8 protein-coding genes are annotated in these 22,619 nt (G+C 45.3%); 3 read left to right on the forward strand and 5 right to left on the reverse strand.

From position 1 onward, the window contains the following. Positions 1-101: 101 nt before the first annotated feature. The gene (locus ACP8HI_RS17725) at positions 102-998 is read left to right on the forward strand and encodes an AraC family transcriptional regulator (RefSeq protein ID WP_438347507.1); all 897 of its coding nucleotides are present in this window, start codon (positions 102-104) and stop codon (positions 996-998) included. A gap of 76 nt (positions 999-1,074) precedes the next feature. Here the strand turns inward: ACP8HI_RS17725 and ACP8HI_RS17730 are convergent, their stop codons facing one another. Next, the gene (locus tag ACP8HI_RS17730; RefSeq protein WP_438347508.1) at positions 1,075-3,264 is read right to left on the reverse strand and encodes an alpha-galactosidase; all 2,190 of its coding nucleotides are present in this window, start codon (positions 3,262-3,264) and stop codon (positions 1,075-1,077) included. Between the two features lie 198 nt (positions 3,265-3,462). Next, positions 3,463-4,380: an AraC family transcriptional regulator N-terminal domain-containing protein gene (locus ACP8HI_RS17735; RefSeq protein ID WP_438347509.1), complete on the reverse strand. Its 918-nt coding sequence runs from the start codon at positions 4,378-4,380 to the stop codon at positions 3,463-3,465. A gap of 211 nt (positions 4,381-4,591) precedes the next feature. On the opposite strand from ACP8HI_RS17735, the gene ACP8HI_RS17740 reads away from it, so the two are divergent. Together ACP8HI_RS17740 and ACP8HI_RS17745 are read left to right on the forward strand one after the other, a co-directional pair. Next, positions 4,592-5,572, forward strand: a complete 981-nt coding sequence (locus ACP8HI_RS17740; protein ID WP_438347510.1) for an aldo/keto reductase — start codon at positions 4,592-4,594, stop codon at positions 5,570-5,572. A 14-nt stretch (positions 5,573-5,586) separates the two neighbouring features. Next, positions 5,587-6,768 (forward strand): MFS transporter, encoded by a 1,182-nt coding sequence (locus ACP8HI_RS17745; protein WP_438347511.1) that lies wholly within the window; start codon positions 5,587-5,589, stop codon positions 6,766-6,768. On the opposite strand, the gene ACP8HI_RS17750 is transcribed toward ACP8HI_RS17745, so the two are convergent. The 3 genes from ACP8HI_RS17750 to ACP8HI_RS17760 all read right to left on the reverse strand — a co-directional run bounded on the left by ACP8HI_RS17750 (position 6,745) and on the right by ACP8HI_RS17760 (position 22,547). Continuing rightward, a complete protein-coding gene (locus tag ACP8HI_RS17750; protein ID WP_438347512.1) occupies positions 6,745-7,122 on the reverse strand; it encodes a hypothetical protein in 378 nt (125 codons plus the stop codon). The two genes, ACP8HI_RS17745 and ACP8HI_RS17750, sit on opposite strands and share 24 nt — an antisense overlap. After that, positions 7,115-17,749 carry an S-layer homology domain-containing protein gene (locus ACP8HI_RS17755; protein WP_438347513.1) on the reverse strand — a complete coding sequence of 3,545 codons (10,635 nt, stop codon included), beginning with the start codon at positions 17,747-17,749 and terminating at the stop codon, positions 7,115-7,117. Before ACP8HI_RS17755 ends, ACP8HI_RS17750 begins: the two co-directional genes overlap by 8 nt. 448 nt (positions 17,750-18,197) lie before the next feature. After that, complete coding sequence (locus ACP8HI_RS17760; RefSeq protein WP_438347514.1) at positions 18,198-22,547, reverse strand: AAA family ATPase; 4,350 nt, start codon at positions 22,545-22,547, stop codon at positions 18,198-18,200. Positions 22,548-22,619: the final 72 nt, after the last annotated feature.

Genomic DNA, 22,619 nt, shown 5'->3' on the forward strand with positions numbered 1-22,619 from the left:
TTGAGAGTTACCCTGTATTGAAAACATAAACAAAAGAGTTTACACTTTGAATGAAGTGAATTACGGTTAGTAATTTATTGATCTGTATTTATAAATTATTCTTGGAAAGGAACCTGCTCATGTTGCGCTCCTCCTACACCTTTCGCTCGGAAGAACAAGCCTCCATCCTTCTGTTTGATTCTATCGGCTGGGAACAAGCGGAGGCTCCTGTCTATTCATTCAACGGCCAGACCCGTCCGGAGACAAATAATGTTATCTTCCAATATACACTATCTGGAGAAGGTAGAATTGAAATAGATGGAATGGTTCATCGATTAACAAGGGGCAGTGCTTTCTTAGTGACTATACCCAGTATGCACAAATATTATTATCCGGAAGCTGGCACAGAGCCTTGGGAATTCATATGGTTGAATGTGCGTGGCCCTTTAGCGATTCCACTCTGGGATCAGCTCATCGCGCATTCCGGTCCGGTTATCCAGCTCCCTCAGGAATCCGTTCCGATTGATTTATTGTGGAGTATTTTTAAAGATGTGCAGGTTCATGAAGAAAGGGATTTGCATGTTATAACGGCAAAAGTTTTTCAATGGATTTTATCAATGGAAAAACACCTTAAGAAACCGAACTTATTAAGCACCTCGATTAAGAATGAAAAGCTTCTTACCGCTATACAATTTATGAAGGACAATTTGCCCGATAATAACTTGAGCTTGGATGATGTTGCGGCTCATCTCGAAGTTTCCAAACATCATCTTTGCAGATTATTTCAGAAGAACATCCATCTTTCTCCCTTTGAGTTTCTGAGAAGGAGACGGATTGAGTCGGCAGCTTCTAAACTTAAAACAACAGATTTGCCTATCAGCCAGATCGCCACTGAAACCGGATTTGATAATGCCAGTTATTTCGGAAAGGTGTTCCGTTCCTATTTTGGGGTCAGTCCTCTAGCTTATAGGCAGCAGGATTTAGAGTTTTTGGCCAAGCATGTGTTTTTTGAGAACTGATATCCGAAGCGTTGTCTTCCTACTCATGCAATACTAAAAAGAAAAGGAGCAAGCCACTGGCTTGCTCCTTTGGTTATCAAATCTCTTTAAGTACGAAGAGCAGACTTCTGAAATCACCCTCACGCTGTGGAAGTGTGAGTCCGAAGTGCATGAGTTCATCTCCCCTGTATACCTCGCCGTTATGCTGAAGTCTATACGACTTAACAGGATCAAGTCCCTTCAGACGCAATCTGCGTAGGGGCGGATTAGGCTCGGCAAGAACTCTGAAGTAAGTGGCAAAAGCTTCTTTTTTATCATCCGACACAAACATCCAAGCCGTCTCGTTACCCTCAAATGGACTAAGTATTCGATAGAAATCTCCGTACTGAATCAGCATTCTCAGTTCCTTGTACTCTGCAACCTGATTCCGGATATCCTCGCGTTCAGCTTCAGATAGCTTGGTCAGATCCAGTTCGTAGCCAAAATTACCGGACATAGCGACATGACCACGCGTTTCCAAAGGAGTTATGCGTTGCACCTGATGGTTAGGAACAGCCGACACGTGGGCTCCCATTGAACTCGCTGGATACACAATGCTTGTTCCATATTGGATCTTCAATCTTTCAACCGCATCCGTATCGTCGCTGGTCCAGGTCTGTGGCATATAGTACAGCATTCCCGGATCAAATCGTCCGCCGCCGCCGGAGCAGCTCTCAAATAGAATATGAGGAAAGCGGGAAACAATACGCTCCATCACATCGTAAAGTCCAAGTATATAACGGTGTCCCGTTTCACGTTGACGTTCCGGAGGGAGTAAAGCTGACCCGATCTCCGTCATATTCCGGTTCATATCCCATTTCACATAAGTAATCGGCGCCGATGACAGCACGGAGCTGACCGAATCAACAATATAATCGCATACATCCTTACGGGACAAATCCAGAACCAGCTGCTGACGAGCCAACGATCTTTTATGACCTGGTACATGAAGACACCAATCTGGATGCTTACGGTAAAGATCACTTTCAGGGGATACCATTTCCGGTTCGAACCATAATCCGAACTCCATCCCCATTGCCGTGATGTCTTCCCCTAGCTTTCCGAGACCTTCAGGAAGCTTGCGACGGTCCTCTACCCAATCTCCCAGGGAGCTATCGTCATTGTCTCGTTTCCCAAACCAGCCGTCATCCAGTACAAACAGCTCCAAACCGAGCTCTTTACCTGCATGGGCAATTTCTTTGATTTTATCTGCGTTGAAATTAAAATAGGTTGCTTCCCAGTTGTTGATTAGAATAGGCCGCTTACGATCGCGGAATTCGCCTCTGCACAGACGGGTCCGATATAGACGGTGATAGGTTCTTGATAGTCCTCCCAACCCTTGACTAGATCTTACCAGCACAGCTTCAGGGGCCTGAAAAGATTCGCCCGGTTCAAGCAGCCACTGAAAATTAAAGGGTTGAAGGCCAATGCCCACTCTGGACATTCCGTATTGATCCACTTCCGCTTGCGCAAGAAAGCTTCCGCTGTATACAAGACTGAACCCATATACTTCGCCGTTATCCTCTGTTGCATCCTTTGCAAGCAAAGCCATAAATGGATTCTGCTGATGGCTGCTAGAGCCGCGTTTACTGTCAATCCGGTGGATGCCAGGTATGAGTGGTCTTTTGTGAATATGGCGTTCTCTCGTCCAAGTACCGGATAATTGCAGCATGTCATAATCCGAATGATGGAAGTCGACGTTGGCGCTTAATACACGTTTCAGAACCACATTGTCCTGACCTATATTCTCAATCCGCACGGAACGTGTTATAACATCCTGATCATTAAATACGGTGTAGATCAGAACAGCATTCAGTCCAGTTTTCTCATCTTGAAGAAGAATTTCCAGTGTCTCTGCTTCTTCTTCACTTTCAACATAGGTGGAAGGTAATCCCTTTAGCTCAGGTTTACCTTTGTTTATCGTATGGCTTACATAACGAAAATCTGTAACTGTCGTACCATCTACCAGATGAACCTCAAGCGCAGGCTCCCGGAAATCCCCATTACCATAAGAGGGAAATTCGTTCGGAAGAGTGTCGAGGGAGATATTTTTGTCCTCCAACAAATAGTTCGGGCTGAAGGAGCAACGTTCCACCAAGTTCAGTCGATGCTGAAATTCTCTTCCCCCCAGTTTAGGTCCCCAATAGACATGGGCTGGAATATCACCTTTAACGTTTTCAATAATATAGCTGGAATCCTCAGACTTTAAATGAAACACCTTGTGGCTGTCATCATAATAGATACCCATAATATCCTCCTACTCCTCTCCTTATCCAATCATGTTGTATTGCGCTTCAATATCAGCGCCCCATTCAATCGGCTAAATCAGAATTTACTGTTGAAGTCTATTTTAGAGATTAATGAAGGGAACTACAATCTGAATATCTATGCTTGGAGTAGTAAAATATTGACCTCATTTCGGCATCAAATAGAACAAGACGCTTTATCAAATGATATTGCCGGTAATTCTCTTCTTCATCAGACGATTTATATCTTCTCTAGGCGGCAAACCAAACATGCGGGAATATTCACGACTGAATTGCGATGGACTTTCGTAGCCTACTCGGAATGCGACATCTGCGGCATCTGTTGACTCGGATAATAATAGGCGCCTAGCTTCCTGCAGTCTCAATTTTTTTTGAAACTGAATCGGGCTCATCGCCGTGATCTCTTTGAAGTGCCTATGAATCGAAGCAACACTCATGTTCGCTATTTCCGCAAGTTCCTCAATTCGAAAAGATCTATCATAGTTATGTATGATATGTTCCATGACGTCTCTGATTCGATAGCCATAACTACCCTCTATTGCCATTTGTTCCAGCGCATCCCCATGCGGACCTTGTAGAATCCTATAGAGAATTTCCTTCGTGATTAATGGAGCTAGTACAGGGATATCTTCCGGATTGTCTAGCAAACAAGCTAACCTGACTACTGCATCTAACAGAGATGGCTCCACTTTGCTAATAAACATAGCCCGTTTCGCATTTTTTTTCGATCCAACTAGAATTTCAGAATCACTTAAAACATCTAAAATTTGACTCGGTGTAAATTCAAGTTTAAAAGCCAAATACGGAGCGTCAGGAGAAGCTTTTATCACTTGCCCCATAACCGGTAAACCAACAGACGCAACAATATAATCTGAAGGACCATATCTAAATCGATCCTGTGCCAGCAATACCTCCTTCTCACCTTGAACAATAATGCAAAAGGATGGCTCGTTAACTCTATATACTGGTTCGCTAATAATAGATTCTTGGATGATAAATAAAGACGGAATAGCCGTTGGATGAACACCATCCTGCTCTGAATAACGCTCAATAAGCTTTCCAAGTTCATGCTGCTGTTTATATATACGCTCAGACATATGAGATTCTCCTCATTTCCTTCATCTTTGATAGTTTCATTCTATTGCATATTCGTCGATTACGTAAGTAGTTGTGAGAGGATTAGGCAATCATTTAATACGAATAGGATAACCGTTTCTTTTTCATTTATTGCATAATTAGAGTACATACATGACAGTAAACAACAACTATCATCGAAATAGATCGTAAATGAAAAGGAGATATAATCAAATGGAATATGTAAAACTAGGAAATACAGGATTGGATGTATCCAAGCTTTGTCTAGGCTGTATGAGTTTTGGTGTAGCAGAGAGATGGACTCATCCATGGGTCCTCGATGAAGAGCGCAGTCGTCCTATTATTAAAAAAGCGCTTGAGCTTGGTATCAATTTTTTCGATACAGCAAATGTATATTCAGACGGAACTAGCGAGGAAATTATTGGACGTGCTCTAAAGGATTATGCCAATCGTGATGAAATTGTACTCGCAACAAAGGTTCATTTCCGAATGCATGAAGGTCCAAACGGTGCTGGTCTGTCCCGAAAGACAATTATGAGTGAAATCGATAAGAGTCTGCAAAGACTTGGAACCGATTATGTAGACCTTTATCAAATCCATCGCTGGGATTACAACACGCCTATCGAAGAAACGATGGAAGCATTGCATGATGTTGTCAAGGCGGGGAAGGCAAGATACATTGGCGCTTCTGCCATGTACGCATGGCAGTTCCAAAAGGCATTACATGTAGCGGAGAGAAATGGATGGACTCGTTTTGTGTCCATGCAGAATCATTTAAACCTCATTTACCGTGAAGAGGAACGGGAAATGCTGCCTCTTTGTAAGGAGGAGAAAATCGGTGTTATCCCTTATAGCCCGCTTGCATCAGGAAGATTAACTCGTGATTGGGCAGAAATAACTCATCGTTCCGAAACCGATCACATTCAAAAATCTAAATATGATGCGACTGCTAATGCAGATCGATTGGTTGTGGATCGGGTAGCTGCACTCGCTGAACAACGTGGCGTTCCCCGTATTCATATCGCACTTGCCTGGTTGCTGCAGAAAGAACCAGTAACAGCTCCTATTATCGGTGCTACGAAAATGTCTCATCTCGAAGATGCCGTAGGTGCTCTATCCATTAAATTAACACTTGAAGAAATTATGTCCCTAGAAGAGCCTTATGTACCTCACCCAATTATTGGTTTTAGTTAAAGGAGGTATGAATCATGGAACGCTTATGGACAAAGTCGTATATTCTTATGATCATAGGGATGTTTTTCCTATTTACTTCATTTTATATGTTGTATCCAACGTTGCCTCTATTTATCAAACAAATGGGCGGCAACGAATCACAGGTCGGTCTGGCGATGGGGGCTTTTATGCTGTCATCCGTCATTCTTCGCCCGTTCGTCGGCTGGCTGCTAGACCGGTTCGGCAGGCGTCCGTTTATCGTCTGGGGCCTACTTCTTTTTGCCGTGGCGATGTATATGTATAACTTAATCGGTGGAATCGGCGGTTTGATGGTGCTCAGAATATTGCACGGGATGACCTGGGCAGTTTGCACAACCGCCATTCTCACCACGGTTACGGATTTGATTCCGTCCACTCGTCGTGGAGAAGGTCTCGGATGGTCTGGGATGGCTATGACTTTAGCTATGGCAATTGGTCCGATGTTCGGTCTATGGGTTACAGAGAACCTCTCGTATCATTCTCTATTTCTATTTGCAGTCGTCCTCTCTACCGCATCACTGTTCTTAACGTTCGGTGCAAAAGTACCCTTCAAGCCTCATACGGGTGTAAGGAAAATTGAACTTTTTGAAAAGTCTGTCTTGCCTGTTATGGCATCCATCTTTTTGCTATTTATCGCTTATGGGGGCATTACTACCTTTGTACCGCTGTTTGCCGACTCGATCAAGGTCAATTCCGGTACATTTTTTCTGATTTATGCAGCCACGCTTGTCCTAATCCGTCCCTTTGCGGGAAAACTTTCAGACCGGTATAGTGAGAAGTTTGTCATTATACCTGCACTAGTGATTACGATTTTGGCTTTGGTTGTTTTGAGTTTCTCGACCCATTTGTTCGGCGTGATCATTTCGGCGGTTATGTACGGTATTGGTTTCGGTTCCGCGCAGCCTGCACTTCAAGCGGCAACGATACGTCTTGTCGGTCCAGAACGTATAGGTGTGGCCAATGCTTCTTTTTCGACTGCTACCGATCTCGGTATTGGGCTGGGTGCGATCATGCTAGGCTGGGTTTCCCAGCACACGAGTTACCAGGTATTGTTCACGGTCAGCGCCGTGTCAGTCGTATTTTCCTTGTTGATGTTCATTTTCTTTGCGAAACGTTTGTCGAAAGATAAACGGCCTCGCCCTCTGGATACCGGTTCATCCCCCTCCAAAACAGATTGATTCGATAGCAAAGAAATAATGCTGAGCTTCAACTTGAAATATTTCATCCTCATATCTGAATACGAATCCCCGATCAACACCCGCTTGACTACACATCTCTTGATAATAGACAGCAAGCCGTTCGCAAATCATCCCCTCAATAAACCCATGCCTTTCAGCCCTTGTTATCTTAACTGCATCCATATATCCTTGCATCGCACCTGAATTGTTTCCGAAGGAAACAACCTTCGAAAGCATACTCTCGGACCGACTGAATTCAAGATTACAACCTATATAAGAAAAAAACGCCCGTTCTCCCGAATAAGGGGAATAGGCGTCCATTGTAAATTCGGTACTATTGCGGTGATTAGTCAATGAAGTTTGAAACTTGTAACATTTTTATCATCACACTTGCTGCCTGTGCTCGTGTTACCACACCTTGGGGATCAAACTTACCATTCCCCATGCCGTCCATAATGTTAGCATTGAACAGCATTTCAATATCTGAGACGAACATCTTGCTCATCAGGTTCGTATCTTTAAAGACATCTTCCATCTTACGTTCAGATTTTTTAACAACGACATCATTTTTTCGTAATGCGACCGCTAGAATCAACGTCATCTCTTCTCTTGTAATCGGTTTGGTTGGTTCAAACTGGCCATTCGCGAACTTCGTTAACAAACCAGCTTGTTTCGCCTGATTGATCGCTTCATAATACCAAGTCTCTGTGGCAATATCATTATAAGGCTTTCCGATACTATCACTATCACCATGAAGGTTTAAGCTGTTGACGATCATCTGCACAAATTGCGCGCGTGTTACGTTTATATTTGGAGCGAACTTCCCGTTCCCCATCCCGTCAACAAGCGAATGATTGGCACTCTGATTAATATACTGTTCTCCCCAATGACCGCTAATGTCTGAGAACGTGACATTGTTGTTCACGACGACGAAGATGCCTTGACTTTGGGTTTGTGCGGTTGCCACTTCATTTGTAAACTTCGCAGGTACAAACGAGAATCCTTTATTCGCATATTGTAAGACAGCATTTCCTTTTTGCCCAGTATGAAGTGTTAGGTTAGCATAGTTGTTCAGATCAATTCCAGCTATATCCTTCACAACAGCGTTACCGCGCTCAGAAATAGTGAGCTTGATGCTGGATAAATCACTGACCATTTTCCCTAATGGAAATTTGGCTTTAAACGCTTGTTCTACTTCCTGCTTGGATTGACCCGTCAGTTTGTTAATCGCAAGCGTCACGATGATTCTGTTCAAGTCCTTTCCTGCTAATTTCCCTTCCATGCCGTTCATTCTAGTTACAATGTCAAATGGCAATGTGTATGTGCCTGATTTGAATGTAATCAATAATTCGCCATCTTTATTTTTGGCATAAAGGTCTTTGAGCGTTTGAACAGTAGTCTGCAAGTTGACTTCCTCTTGGTTGTTCATATTAACAGGCGTTGTCTTTTTCTTTCCATCCATTTGTGAAGCAAGCAGATCAACGAGCAGGTTTCCTTTTCCATCCCGTAACCTAATGACACCTGTCGGAACATCTTTTGTTGGTGGAGTTACTTGATCGTTATTGTTGCCATCTACGCCCTCATCAGTATTTCCAGGGCCTGGATTTCCTGGGTCAGGCTTTACCGGGTCGGGATTTCCTGGATCAGGTTCACCTGGGTCTGGCTCTTCAGGATCCGTTTGTTTGGCAATTTCAAATTTCAATTCGCCCTCAACTTTTTCCCCAGTTGTAAACTCAAGTTTAACTTTGATAGTGTATTTCCCTGAATCCGAACGGGTATCAAGCTTGATTTCACGTGTTCCGTCAAAAGTTGCTTCTTGCCACCCGCTACCATTCACTTCATATTGCACTTTGGAAATCGTAAGTCCAGGTGTAGCGTATGGGGACAACCAGAGATCAACATCACCCTGATAGGTTCCATCTTGATTTTTCATCCCTTTGGCAACGAGCTCTAGCGGTTCAGGGATGATGACTAGCGACTTCCCAATTTCGAGTGTTACAGTGTCGAGATTATGTTCTAACCCTGAGGCTAATAACACTTTAGCCGCAACCGTATAATCTCCCATATCCGAAAGGGTTGTCAGTGCTTGTTCCGCTTTACCGTCGAAGGCTGCTTCTGTCCAATTGCCATCATTGACTTTGTAAAGCGCTTTGCTAATCGCAAAACCGCTCACATCATAGGGTGACAGTGCCACTTCGACAGCACCGCTATACGTTCCATCCTGATTTGGGGTACCCTTAACCCTAAGTTCAAGACTAGGCTGCGAGGTTTCGGAATTCGTAATGGCAAATTTATAGTCCGTTGCTGTTCCTGATTCGCTCTCAGGCTCAACTTGAATCGCAAATTCATTTAATGCGCCATTTGGCGACTTCAATAAGCTTTGATCCACTGAAACAAATCCCTTGTTTGAAAGGATTACCTTTCCAGCTCGATCGACGAGAGAAACCGTTGCCTTGCTGTTTGCCGCTGTCGCCAAAAGCTGTGTACGCTTCAAGTCATTCGATTGAAGATTATACACCGTTATGTTGCCGTCAAAGTCCACCTTAACGCCGCTTAACGTCACGTTGCTTAATGTCGAATCCAGCACATCCGCAGATTCCTGGAAGAACATCGTCTGAACGCTGTTGCCGGTTTGACTGAACTGTACAGTTTCCGTCTTTCTCTCTTCCGCCGAGAAAGCCAACAATTGCGAGCCGTTGGTTGCAAGGTATCGACTCTCGACAATTGCGCCGCTACTGTCCAGCAAATTCAGCAGTACATTGCCCGACGCCACAGGGACCATATTCATATTTTGCATCGTCAGCTCAACAGCCGTGTTGGCGGCAGTGTTCGTCTGCTCCAGCGTCAGCAGAATGTTGGTATTGTTGTGCTTCACGGCAAGATTCTCGAACACGAATCTAGTATCGTTATTGGATTCGTCGAATTCAGTTACCACATCCCCATTGGCTTCCTCCACCCAACTGTGCAAATAAATCGAGAGCCCTTTGTCGGGTATTTCGGTCAAGCCAAGCGTCTTCAGATAATCTTGCATATCCAATTCGATATGATGGACATACGCGCCATTATCGATCAAATTCAACTCATCGTCACTCGCAATGGTGACCACAGGATTGATTAAATTATCGTCGGTATACACCATATCTCGGTACAGACCCAGCTTGACGACTCTGCCTTTGCCCGCAAGCGTCGTATCGTTCTTGTTGTAGAGCGGAACGGACAGGATGCGCTTGCCGCCTTCTTCCTCAACGATACGAACCGGAGATATCCCCACATCCGGGATGTCCAGCTTCAGCTTACCGCCCTTTGATATGGTTTCGCCATCTGCGAAGACAACGTTCACCGAATACGCAATATCCGTTATGGCAGCAGGAACGGCGTAAGGAGCAGTCAGCACCTTGATGCTGTTCGGGAACAAGTCCAGCCCGCTGTGCGATGTCGTCTGTCCGTCGACATCGATCGTAACCGAATCGATCCGACTTAACCCCTGATTCACGAGACTGAACTGGATCGGCATATCATATCCGCTCACGATATCGGTGGGCGTCAATATAATTTCATCCGCATTAAACTTATTTCTGTATGTTTCCGTTGCGGTGTACATAGCACTCACCGTTTTAGACACATGGATCGGGATGTCGTCCCCGGCTCCATTCCCGTTCTTCGGTGTAATACTGCCGACAACCTGCGTATCCGTCGTATACGTGGTTCCAAGAATCAGCGCTTTGATCTCCGTGCCATCCGGATTGTTCACATAAGCGTCGACCGTATCAATTTCCGTAAAATCTGGCATCTCAGCTACATCAATCACGCCGGACAGATACAACTCCTGCCCGTCCGTTCCGAATTTCACAGCCTTCAGAACATCGCGAGTCGTAATAGCTGTCGGACTGATGTCCGTCTCCGCCTCTTTCCACATAATGGAGAGATGATCAATTTGGTTAAAGTCGTTCTTCATTTTCACAAACGTGAAGTTCGGATTAATTTTTATGTCGTTATAAGTACCTAACACATTCAAGCTTTCGATAAAATCGGGATAGACTTCACCGTCCGGGTTGATCGCCAGCAGCTTAATATCTTGCTCCAGGACGCCTGTATCCTTACCGGTCGTATGCCAGGCAAGAACGAACCGTTCAACGTTATCCGCGAAGGATGCTCTCGTCAACTGCGGGTTCTCGTTAGCATTGCGATCATCGGCATTGCGACCACTGGTGACCTGCAAGTTCTTGACGATCCCCTTCGTCTGCCAGCCTTTCGATGTAGGTGCGCCATCCAATTCCGTATTCACCACAGCATAAATAATTTCATTATCTGTGCCGGCAACGTTGTCTACGGCAGACATTCCGTTGACATTGCCTTGATTCACACTATACATAACCGCAGCCGTGCCGTCGCCCAGCATCTCCGCTGCGAGGCCCATAACGGTGCCGTTCGTCCCGTTGTACAGCGTCTCTACATCGCTCCACAGCCCCATTGCCGTATCGTAACCCGTATACACAATGTTGTCCGATTCTGAGAAATCAAGCGGATTATCGACACTCGACGATGAGACACTGCGATAAGCGACGAACACTTTTCCATCGTTTACCGCCACGACAGGCGCGAGATCGGGACTCTTGTTGTCCGTCAGTCGATGCGTCGTCCACTCGGTCCCATTATAAATCGAAGCCATAATTTCGGCGCTGTTGTTCATCAGCACAATGTCTTCATTCGTAACTTCTTCGCCTGCGGCTTTGTCAATCTTCTCTTGCTGCCTCACCCATACCGCCGCGATCAGATTGCCTTCCCCAGCCACCTGCAAGCCAGTATCTCCATAGCCTTTATCCGTCGTAATTGGACCCTTATCAAGGTAAGTATTGCCGCTCTTCACCGCCCAGGAAGCGACCGTATCTTCGATTGCTGTGCTGTTACCGTCCGAAAGATAAACAAACATCGAGCCGTCCTGTGCTACTTGCGGATTGGCGTACGGATAAGCATTCGTCTGCAAGGCTGCAGGAGCCTCATTGACCGGATCAAGACTTCTGGCCTTCAACGAAGACGAGACATGCCAGGCGCGATCATACTCGGACAGATAATTCCGGTCTTCCATCGTCTTCGATTCCAGCACATGCATGTCCTCTTCGCCGATGCTGTGCATATAAGCTGCGATGGCTGTGTCGACATTGGCCGCGGTTAATGGCGACACGCCATACCTACTCCAATAACTTTGAATTTCACTCCAATTATCATACACCCATGAACGACTATACCGCAGGGTTGCGAAATCGTGCTCGATCGAGATAAATAAGAACTTCAACACGACCTTGATGCCGGCGATCCCTTCCAACTTAAGCTTATTGCCGTACATAGTGTCATTAACACTGGCCAGGTATTCCCTGTTTAGCCACGTACTCGTATTTTCAATCGTAACGCGTCCGAACACACCAATTTTCGCCGCAATGATCGAGTAGTCAAAACCGATACCTCCGAATAATTCGACGTAAGCGATGATGCGAAGCGATGTCAAATAATCATTGACGCTGGTAAGCTCCGGATCTTTCCAATCACTGCCCGGCAATTGGTCGAATAGCACCGAAGCTTTAAAATCAACTTCAACTCCACCGCCGACCGTAAGGGAAAAAGTCAAGGGAACATAACTTGCCATCACATTCCAGTTTTGCGTGAACTCAAATCCGCCGCCAGCATGGAAGCCACCGCCCAGCACGACCGTCTCCCATTGACGGCTCTCAACATTGTAGCGAATTTCGCCCACATAGTACCCGCCGGCAGAGAATAGTACGCTGCCGTCTGAATTTGATTTTTGACTGTTCTTATACTCCTTCTTCTGCTCCGCCAAATAAGTGCCTTTGGCTACACTTTTGCCATCGCCCAAGCCGGGTACGAAGGACGAGTCTCGGGTCTGAAGAAATTCGACCTTGCCTGAACCTCCGCTTGTATTATCGTCATCGATCGTTGGCATATTGCCGAGTGACGCCGATATGATCGTTCTGTAAACCATCGGATCAACTGTCGGAATGACACGCATGGACAGAGGCCCCACGTCCAGCCTAAGCTTATCCATCAGCGATAATGACTCCTTCACCATCTCGTCAATGTCAACGGGATTCTCGGTACTGCCGTTAGCTTTCTCCATATCTTCCTTCAGATCCCGGACCATCTTGCTCAGATCCCCACTGTTTATGGCTTTAACCCCGATCATGTTGACGACAGTAGCAGCAGATGTATAGCTTTTTCTGAAACTGTCCGGTTGATCATACAGCCTGAAATTGATCGAACCCGATTTGGCTTGCTCCAGCCAGATCGTATCTTGATTCAGCACTTGTTCATGACGCGTAATTATCGCATCAGAGAACGGATATTTGACCGTTTGATACGACTGTCCTTGTGGAGCAGATCCAACTTCATTCAGCAGTTCCGCAAAGGCTTCATCGCCCACTTTCTCTCCCCACCACATGAATTCAGTCGTCAGCTTCACACTCGGAACCTGATTGCTCGGGCCGAAGCTGCCGTCATATGTCAGGATCGGTATTCTATAATGATCCTTGTCACTCACAACGTATTGATTGACCATTACGGGCGACTTCTCTGACGCCTTATGGGCGATGAGCGTGGATATTTTCTCCCCGAACGCAATCATATCGACCGCATTGGAATTGCCGTCCAGTATAAGCATCTGCGGCGAATACTCATCTCGTTCAAACATAAATTCAAAGACGATCTCAATCTGATCCTTCGCTGACAGCGTCGCAGCGTTATTCTCGCCAGCTTCCTTGGAATAGAAATCCGTTGTATCGAAAATAACTTCAAGCTTCCCTTTTGGCCCTAACCTCTGGGTAACGCCTTGACCCCCAATTTCTGTAGCTTCAGCGTAATGTCCGTTCTTATATACACCGCCGCGATACGTGACCTCGCCCATATAAGGGGTGCCGTCCGGCGTCTTGAAGAAGATCTCCACTTTCGACAATTGACGAAGCTGCAAAATATTGATCGGATAAAGCTCCAGGGTTGCCGGGTCTTTTTCTTTACTTAATAATGTTTTTTGGCTTAGCACACCCGTATAGGTCGTGTTATTAAACTTCGAAGTCACAAAGACATCGCTGGCAATACCATTCTCATCGAAGAGTGCTAATTCACCTTTCGCATTGCTGCTAATCGAGCGTTCTTCGCCCTTTTTATCCGTATAAACGATCGTTGTGCTGGTCTTGGGATAAAATTGAAATAAGTACAGCTTATCCTTCAACGTTTCAACGCTTACATCCAGCTTCGCTTCTATGCCTGTTTTGGCGTGAATAGCCGTAATAGTCGTCTCACCATCCCCCATTCCGGACAGTGTGAAGCTGTGTTTCGGCTGGTAAGAAGAGTAGGCGAACTTCTCAACATCTGCGATGATGCCACCGCTCATGAAATTGATAATGCCTGCCTCAAGATTGCTTGATTTCCATTTGATCTGATCGGTTAATTCTCTTATATCAGTGTAATCCTTGTTGTTGATACTCATTTCATTCTTCAAACTAATATCCCGTTTCAAGGCAACTCGTTGATCATTGGTCATGTTTCTTATTGTTGCGACGTTACTCATCGTATGCGTTTCTCTTGATTGTCCGTCGATTTGAATATGAAGCGCATCACTCTTATACACTTGTAAATATAAGGAGTCATATGACCATGTGGAATCCAAACTGTTTTTGGCGGCCAACGTGATCGCATACACATCTTTGATCGATTTGCTGTCCGCTACAGGATCAATCGCTAACTTATAAGAACCGCCCGTTTCCGTTGCGCGACTGCTGCTAAACTCTTCAGTCGCTTGATCGAATGTAATCAGGCTGTCCGAAATAAGCGTACCGTTCTTCGTCACTTTAAAATCGAAATCGCCTTTATTTACAGGGTCGAAGTTAGCCAAATCCCATTGTAAATCCAGGGAACCAATCCCGTCGGTCACAAATTGCCCCATGGATTTATCAAGCTTAATGACGGCTGCTTCTGAATTTACCACGACATACGATAACGCCGATAACGTTCTCGTCGGGTGTTCCGGATTTCCGGTACTGATCCGAACTGTATAACTTGGCGTGCTTTCATTTGAAATATCCTTCATATATTGTCTAGGGATGGCAAAATGGGTTGCATTGATAAGTTCCGTTGTTGCTGGCGCCTTCCATGTCTGGATTGGGGTTAGTGCCGCAAGCTCTGTTTTCTCCCAAAAGCCTTCATACAATTCAATCTCAAAATTTGCGTCCGCTGGATCATCGCCCGCTGGAGCAAGCTCTATGTACTTGCTCATCACGTTCGTCGTCCAAACGATGTTTGCATCTTTATTTTTGGGGACATACACCCGGTTTGCAAAATCAGGTACGACTACCATGGCTGGTCCATCTGCGTTAATTACAATTTCTTCAGATGTTATTTCAGTTTGTGGCGTAAGTTTTCCATTGTTTTTGGCGATCAGGGTGAACTTCACAATACCAGATTGTTTAGGAACAATCGTTCCATCCGCATTTATGGTTGCGACCGTTTCATCGCTGCTTGTCCATTCAAATTGATCGGACGTACGAAAAGTCGCATCAGGCGGGTAGGTAAATCCCAATTGTGTTGCAACAGGGTTAGTTATCGATACAACATGACTTTCACCTGATGGCCAAGCTGTCGGATACGTGATCGTCAAGTCGTCAGGGTGAATATATTTGATCTGGTCAACCGTGAAATTAGTAAACATATCAGACAATAGGCCAAACCCCTCCAAATCCTCACCGCTGCTGAGTGGGTTGCGATTATAATAAATTTTCGCTCTAAGCTTGCCTTCAACTTGATTACGGTTACTCATCAAATCATAGATATCTTCCGTAATCTCGTAAGTCCCTTCAAGAACTAGTGGTTCAATAGGAAGTCCGTCCCCACCCAGCTTCGTATGCAGCTCAACAATCCCCTGTGTTTTATTGCCGAACGACACGATAAGACGCTTACGAATGTCTTCCGGCTCCCAGCCGCCATCTTTAAGCCAATCAGACCTCCCCTTCTCATGATCCAGATTGACCGTCACCATAGCTGTATCGCCAACGGCATAGCTCGATTTGTCCAATACTAAAGATTGAAAAGCGTCAGACCGTGCGGGCATGATGACAATAGCGGGCGTATTACTGAAGGGCTTCCCCCAAGCCATATCAGGCAAAACTCTATCAGCGTAGCCCCATTGTGCTTCAACTGATGGCTGGTATAGACTAAAGTTTAGCCGGGGTATATTCATATAGTAATAGTACGGATCGCCATGGCCGCTTGATTGCAATACGCTTAAATCGTCTGGGACAGTATCCTTTCCGATGATCGTTTGATACCCCCAAATATAAGACAAACCGCTGCTCACAGCTTTTCCCCAACCAGTATAACTACCGTTTGGCTGTTGAGCTCCGTTTTTAGAATACACCGGAATTGTAACCACGGGAGTGGCAACAAGATCCTTGCCCTTTAGTTGTAAAAGCGGATGATTAGCTGGAGTAGAATCCAACATTTTCAATGTAACGATGTCATTATAGGTAACCGTAATCGGTACCATTTGGTCTGTGGTGTAGATCCCTTGAGCAGTCTCTACACGATCTATCTCTAATTTATCCGGATTCCATTGCTTCTTTGGATACCCGTACCGTTGTCCCTCAGCATATCTGAAAAAATCCCAATAATCTGGAGAAAATCCATTCATTTCTGGATTCCTAACTTCTTGCCCTTTTCGGATTCCGGGGCCATAGGATATATACGCCCCTCCGTCATAGGAATGAGAAAAAAACGAATTACTGCTGCTAGAACCCCTAAGTGAATAAAAATCTGTACGGATCCCATCAAGGTTCTTATAATTATAAAAATGGAGGTAGTCCATTCTGGCAAAGCCTTCCCAAACATGTTGCTTGTAGTCCACCGGTAATTGTGGATTTGCATAGTATTGTTCAGCATCAAATAACCACTTGACTGTTTTATTGTATTCTCCAGGCTCGATGGTTATCGTGCCTTTGGCGGGAGCGTATCTGGTTCCGCCTATATCCTGAATAGTGGACTTCAGAGCCCCTTCTATTTGTTCATAATCGAAAGAAATCGGTGCCGTGCGCTTGCCTCTATGTATGCTGCTATCGCCGAAAGTCAATTCCAAAACAGCATAAGTCTTACCCTCAATTTCAGTCTTCCCAAGAACGCCTCCCACACGGAAATACGTTCCGTCTTCATAAGTCTCATCAACAGCAGTTGCCATAAGCGCAACATCTGCTGCCTCGATATTGGGCTCATAATGATCATTGCCACCCAGAGGATTGCCCTCTTCGTCATAGAATCCTAAGCCTTCGTTACCAGCCTGCGTGATGAGCGAATCAAGCTGATCCAGATGCTCTGGTGTAATCGAAACGTCATCGGGAGTCGCATACATTTGCTTTAACGCTTCTAACTGATCTTCAATGTCAATAATCTTCTTGAGTGTGTCCAGACTGATCTGTTCACCGTCAATTTCAGCTATCTTCGTCAAATCAGTGTTTTCATCGGCGAGGATCAGTTTGATCTCGTCTAAGGTGTAACCCGTGCCATCTATATAGATGCGTTGATTCATAAATTGACCATTGGAATCGACTAAACCAAGATCATTAATCGTTTGGAACATCGAGGTAGCGTTTTCAACGCCGTATTCGTTTTCTAAAAACCGCATCAATTCGTCATTCATAACACTTTGTTCAATTCCACCTCTCCCCCCATTAGAATCGGCAAACGCAGAAATCCCCGAACTTGTCACAAGCAACAAGAACACTAATAAACAAGCTACTATTTTCTTCAATTTATATATATTCATCAAGTTAACCACACCTCTCTCGTTAAGCTCTAGGCTCCGTGCTCTATTGAATGTTGTAGCTATGAGATCAGACTTCATCTGCAACTTTTGGACGATGACCGCGATTTCCGCACGCGTAATGAATGCTTTCAGTGCGAGCGTCTTACCATCGCGAAACCTTGACAATGCGGCTTGCAGGCTGTTGCTGCTGCTATTAGGAACATAGATTTTGTTCTCACTGGATTTAGCGCAACCGCGACATAAGCCACAGTATAGTTCTTCTATGAAAAAAACGTATCATCCGAAAGTAGTAGACCGCGCAAAAATTGTCGAAACATGTACGCTCGCTTGCGCTGCCCTTTTATGCGCATAAAAAAACCCTTTAGAATGTTTGGAGGGGTCCAACATACATTCTAAAGGGTCATTCTTCAAAATATAAGAAAGTATAAGTTTCACTTGAATCAATTTCATAATCGCCGATGCAGCTAAATCGGGTTGCGTAATTATGAAATTGATTCTTGATACTCTATTCCTTATATTTTCGCTTAAACGGGTACCTTAAAGTGATACGAAGTATCGCTAGCATCGGAAGCATAATCTCTTTGAAAAGGACGGCATAGCCGTTTCTACTTGATTACTTTGGAAGCAATTGTAGCTCTCTAGCACGAGCTACAGCTTGCCCGCGCCGCTTTACGCCCAGCTTGCCATAGATATTGGAGACATGGGTTTTTACTGTTGGTTCGGCAATGCCGAAGCGAGCAGCAATTTCTTTATTGGATAAACCCTCCGCCACAGCAGTTAATATTTCAACCTCACGATTCGTCAGTGGCTCGATCAGCATCTGCATCACTGTTCCCACAGCAACAGATTGAACACTCTCTTCAGCCGCTGCGGTAGAGTCTTCCAGCATCTTGAAGTAAGTCATCCTGGTAATCATCAGTTCAAGTACGTTTACAGTCCTTTCTATAAACACGTCTGACACATGCGTATTTTCCAAATACAACAAATAAGGAAATTCGCTGCCCAGCATAACCATCCGCATGCAGATGATCGATCGTGGCCTCTGATATTGGATGTAAGGGTCCTTCATATAATAGCTTTGAATAGCATCGCCAAGCACAACCGGTTCTCCCGTCATAAGTACATGGCGCAATACGCCTTCCGCATACAAACCGAACCCTTCACTCTGTAACGTACTTCCTGTCTGAGCTTCGATGTGATAGATTTCATCCTCATATCTGATTACGAATCCTCGATCAGCACCCGCTTGACGAAGTGTATTTGCAAGGAAACGCTCCAACAAATTGGCGTCATCCAGCTTACTCGACCAATTGACAATCTGATGCAGAAGCTCCTCTTCCATAACCGAAGTCTCGCTTTCCTCTACCTTTTTCTGCAGCGGTAGGCCCTTACTCTGGCTCTCGATCTTCAAATCGAAGGGCCCGCTCCCAAATTGCTTCGATGAATACCTCAATAAATCGGCATGTTCGGTTCTGATTTGTATAACTTTAGCTGTAACTCCCCAGACAGAATAAGCCATGGACGCATCCATCATGGATATCGTCGCTCCAGCTTGACTTCCCATCTCTTGATAATAGATAGCAAGCCGTTCGCAAATGATTCCCTCAATAAGCCCATGCTTTTCAGTCCTTGCTACCTTAACTGCATCCATATATCCTTGCATCGCGCCTGAATCATCACCGCTTATTTTTTTCCATTCCGCTTGGATGAGTAAATACGCCGAGGAATTGGCACCGAGATAACCTCTCCTCTTATCCATTAATCGCAATTGTTTATGTACCATTCTCCGGATACGCTTACGTTCTTCCGGGAATGCGCCGGGATACACAGCAACTAACGTTAATGTTTCGTACATGCGCTGTTTGCGAATTCGCACCCAATCCGGCCCCAGCTCATTTTCTCTTCCACGCTTCGCCCAATACAGCGCCTCTTGATACTTCCCTAATACATAAGCCACTTCAAGCTTACAGCCGTAACTGTAGTTGTCTTCATTGTCCTGTTCCTGATCTTCACTTTGCGGAATGGGAATGGCGACATAACTGTCTAATAATATTTCATCTTGAAGTGCCGCTCGATACGCATTGGCAATCTGCATAATTTCAAGTGTCTTGTCATCTGCGTACCGTCGTGGCTTGTCTTCCATATAAGTTAACAACTCGGATAAAGTATTCACGTCTCCGTTATGGGTAATGAGGCATGTAATCACGGCCAGATTTGAAAAAATTGCATCACCGCGCTCCACTCCCCAACGCAATGCATTTTCTAGATAGACGGAAGCTTCAGCTGGATTCTCTAGTTGCTTAGACATTCCGATGATATAAGAGATCCGATACGGCAATCCTGTCTCTGTAAGTAACGTAGATTGCAAAACCTCCAGCTTAGTAACGGGAATGTTCTGAACAAATGATGGAAGTCCCCTCTGCAATAGCAATTCATACACACCAATAATACGTACTAAGGATTCATTGATACCTTTATTTAATCCATAACGAATAAATCTGGCATACAATACCATTAACAATTCCGCGTTGTGCATAAGCAATGGGAAGAAAAGAGCCTCGACCAGTTCAGCTAGTGTTTTGTAGTCCTCATCGTCGTTAGGCGGAACCTGATAAAGCTTATCGCGCATTCGATACATAAACATCTTGGTGTGCATAATTTCCTTAATCAGGGTAGTTTTGGATACCCTGATCGGCAGCATCCATCCGAATTCCGCCAATGCCTCTCTTCCGAACTGCACAGCCATATCATTCTCGTCAAAGGTATTGATTTGAATAAGATGCGTTAAGAGACCCGTACGATCTGCCCGATTCAACTTCCGGTCCTGTTGTTTCAATTCTAGAAAAAGCGCTTTCGCCTGTTCGATGTTGCTGCACATATACTCGCACTGGGCCAATACCAGCATCAACCGATAAATAAGTGAGCCCGACTGGATCTCTTCGCCTGCGACAAGACGCAAGCCGGTTTCATAATACCTCTTCGCTTCAGAGAAGTATGCGTTAGCTAGGGCTTTCATACCCGCCCGAAGATTATGCTCTGCAAGTTCCCCTATCTCTTTGTTGGTCATCTTCGCCATGCCCAGATTCAAATGATCGATCGTTACGAACATCGCATCGTTGTCCCATTCCGGATGAGTACGCTGCAGCAGACGACCCAACTTCAGATGCCATTCTGCGTGCCGCTCCGCATAGATCCTATAGACCATCCGCTGTACCTGATCGTGCAGAAACATATATATGCTTTCGCCGCTATTCCCGGGATCAGCTTCATCCTCGTGGCAAATCATTCCTTCCACTTCAGCCGCATGCAACAGACGAAGCGTATCTTCGAGCGTACACTGGCTTACTTCAGCAAGAATGGACAGACGGAAGCAAGGACCGATGACGGCAGCGATCGCCAGAAGGCGCATCGTCTCTTCCGGCAACCGGGCAAATCCAGCCTCAATTAGCCGGTGGCTTTCTTTCGAGTCACTTAATTGTCGGATGACTTCCGCATCCCACACCCACTGATGCTGTTTCTCATCGTAGCTTAGCTTTCTTTCTCTCCGCCAGCTTTCCAGCAGAAGGCTCAGAGAATGGGGGTTGCCTCCGGTCTGATGATACACCGATCTTGCCAACAAGCGGATGCGTGCCGTATCTTCATGCATAATGTGTGAGATATACTGCCTCACATCTTCATACAACAAAGAATGGAGGGCAATATGCTCCGTTGTTTGAACACGTATCGTGGTAAGCCAATGGGCTACTTGCAATTGTTCATGGTTCCCCTTGCCTGAATCTTGATCGGTTTCCGTCCGATAGGCGCCAATCACCATCAGCCCTGGCACCGCTTCCTCTAGTGCAAGCGTGCGAAGGACCTCAAGCGTGCCTACGTCAGCCCATTGAAGGTTGTCGATAAACATGACGAGCGGCGGCTTAATATCAGCAAAACAACGGATCAAGTCAGGTAACAGTTCTCCGAAACGTGTCTCGACTTCAGTGTCGAGTAAAGACGGAACATCCGATGGATTACCCAGCAGCGTCTTGACTTCAGGTAACAACGCCGTTATCGTCCGTGATTCTTGTCCCAATACAATACTAAGCCGTTTCTTTAACGTCGTGATTGTAACGGCCGACTCGCTCCATATTTGATTAATCCATTGCCGCAACGCTTGAAGAATAGGTCCAAAAGGCTCGCTTTGTTGAAGGAAATCGCATTCCCCTTCAACAAACCTACCACCACTTCTCTCAATTAATGACTGAAACCGATGAACAAGGGTCGTCTTCCCGCTTCCTTCATGCCCTGTAATCCATCTGAATGTAGCTGTTCCTGATGCAGCCAGTTCAAGCCCAGCCTCTAGTTGATTCATTTCATCATTACGTCCATATAATGTGTTAGGAATAACGAACGTACGGACCTTATCGATGTGACCAATCTCAAAAGATATTAAATCCCCATTCTGTTCTAGCATTCTCTCGCACTGCTTCAGATCGTAAAGCAAACCGTAAGCACTTTGATATCGATCCACAGGTGACTTGGACAATAGTTTCACAATAATAGATTGAAGGGGACCCTCCAATTCCGGTCGGAGCTCGCTTATTGGATGCGGCGACGCAGAAATATGTACACTCGCCCAATCTTCCTCGCCTTGAGGCCGAAACGGCATTTGTCCGGTTAGCATTTCATAGAACATGACGCCCAGCGCATAAAGATCGCTACGTCCGTCCGGTGTACGATTGATCCGACCCGTTTGCTCAGGAGATCGATAGGCAGCATCAAACTCGACACTCTCAGTTAACTTCGCCAGCTTTGCATCGGAACGGATTCTAATATTGGAAGGACTCAACCCTCCGCTAAACGCATTCTGTTGATGTACGAGGTACACCATCTCCGCCAAAGTAATGGACATTTGCACGAAATCAGCTAGCTCCATAGGTGAATCTCTCAACCAATTCTTCAGCTTTCTTTCATTAGTGCTAATCATATAGGAATTCCTCTTATATTCACTTTGTAGTTAGTCATACTCTCTTCCATATAGTAACATAATTTCATTAAG

The sequence above is a fragment of the Paenibacillus sp. FA6 genome (assembly GCF_051550225.1).
Classification (GTDB): Bacteria; Bacillota; Bacilli; order Paenibacillales; family Paenibacillaceae; genus Paenibacillus_AQ.

Coding starts and splice junctions, on each gene's coding strand:
- ACP8HI_RS17730 (WP_438347508.1), bottom strand. CDS start 3,264: ATGGGTATCTATTATGATGACAGCCACAAGGTGTTTCATTTAAAGTCT.
- ACP8HI_RS17740 (WP_438347510.1), top strand. CDS start 4,592: ATGGAATATGTAAAACTAGGAAATACAGGATTGGATGTATCCAAGCTT.
- ACP8HI_RS17760 (WP_438347514.1), bottom strand. CDS start 22,547: ATGATTAGCACTAATGAAAGAAAGCTGAAGAATTGGTTGAGAGATTCA.
- ACP8HI_RS17735 (WP_438347509.1), bottom strand. CDS start 4,380: ATGTCTGAGCGTATATATAAACAGCAGCATGAACTTGGAAAGCTTATT.
- ACP8HI_RS17745 (WP_438347511.1), top strand. CDS start 5,587: ATGGAACGCTTATGGACAAAGTCGTATATTCTTATGATCATAGGGATG.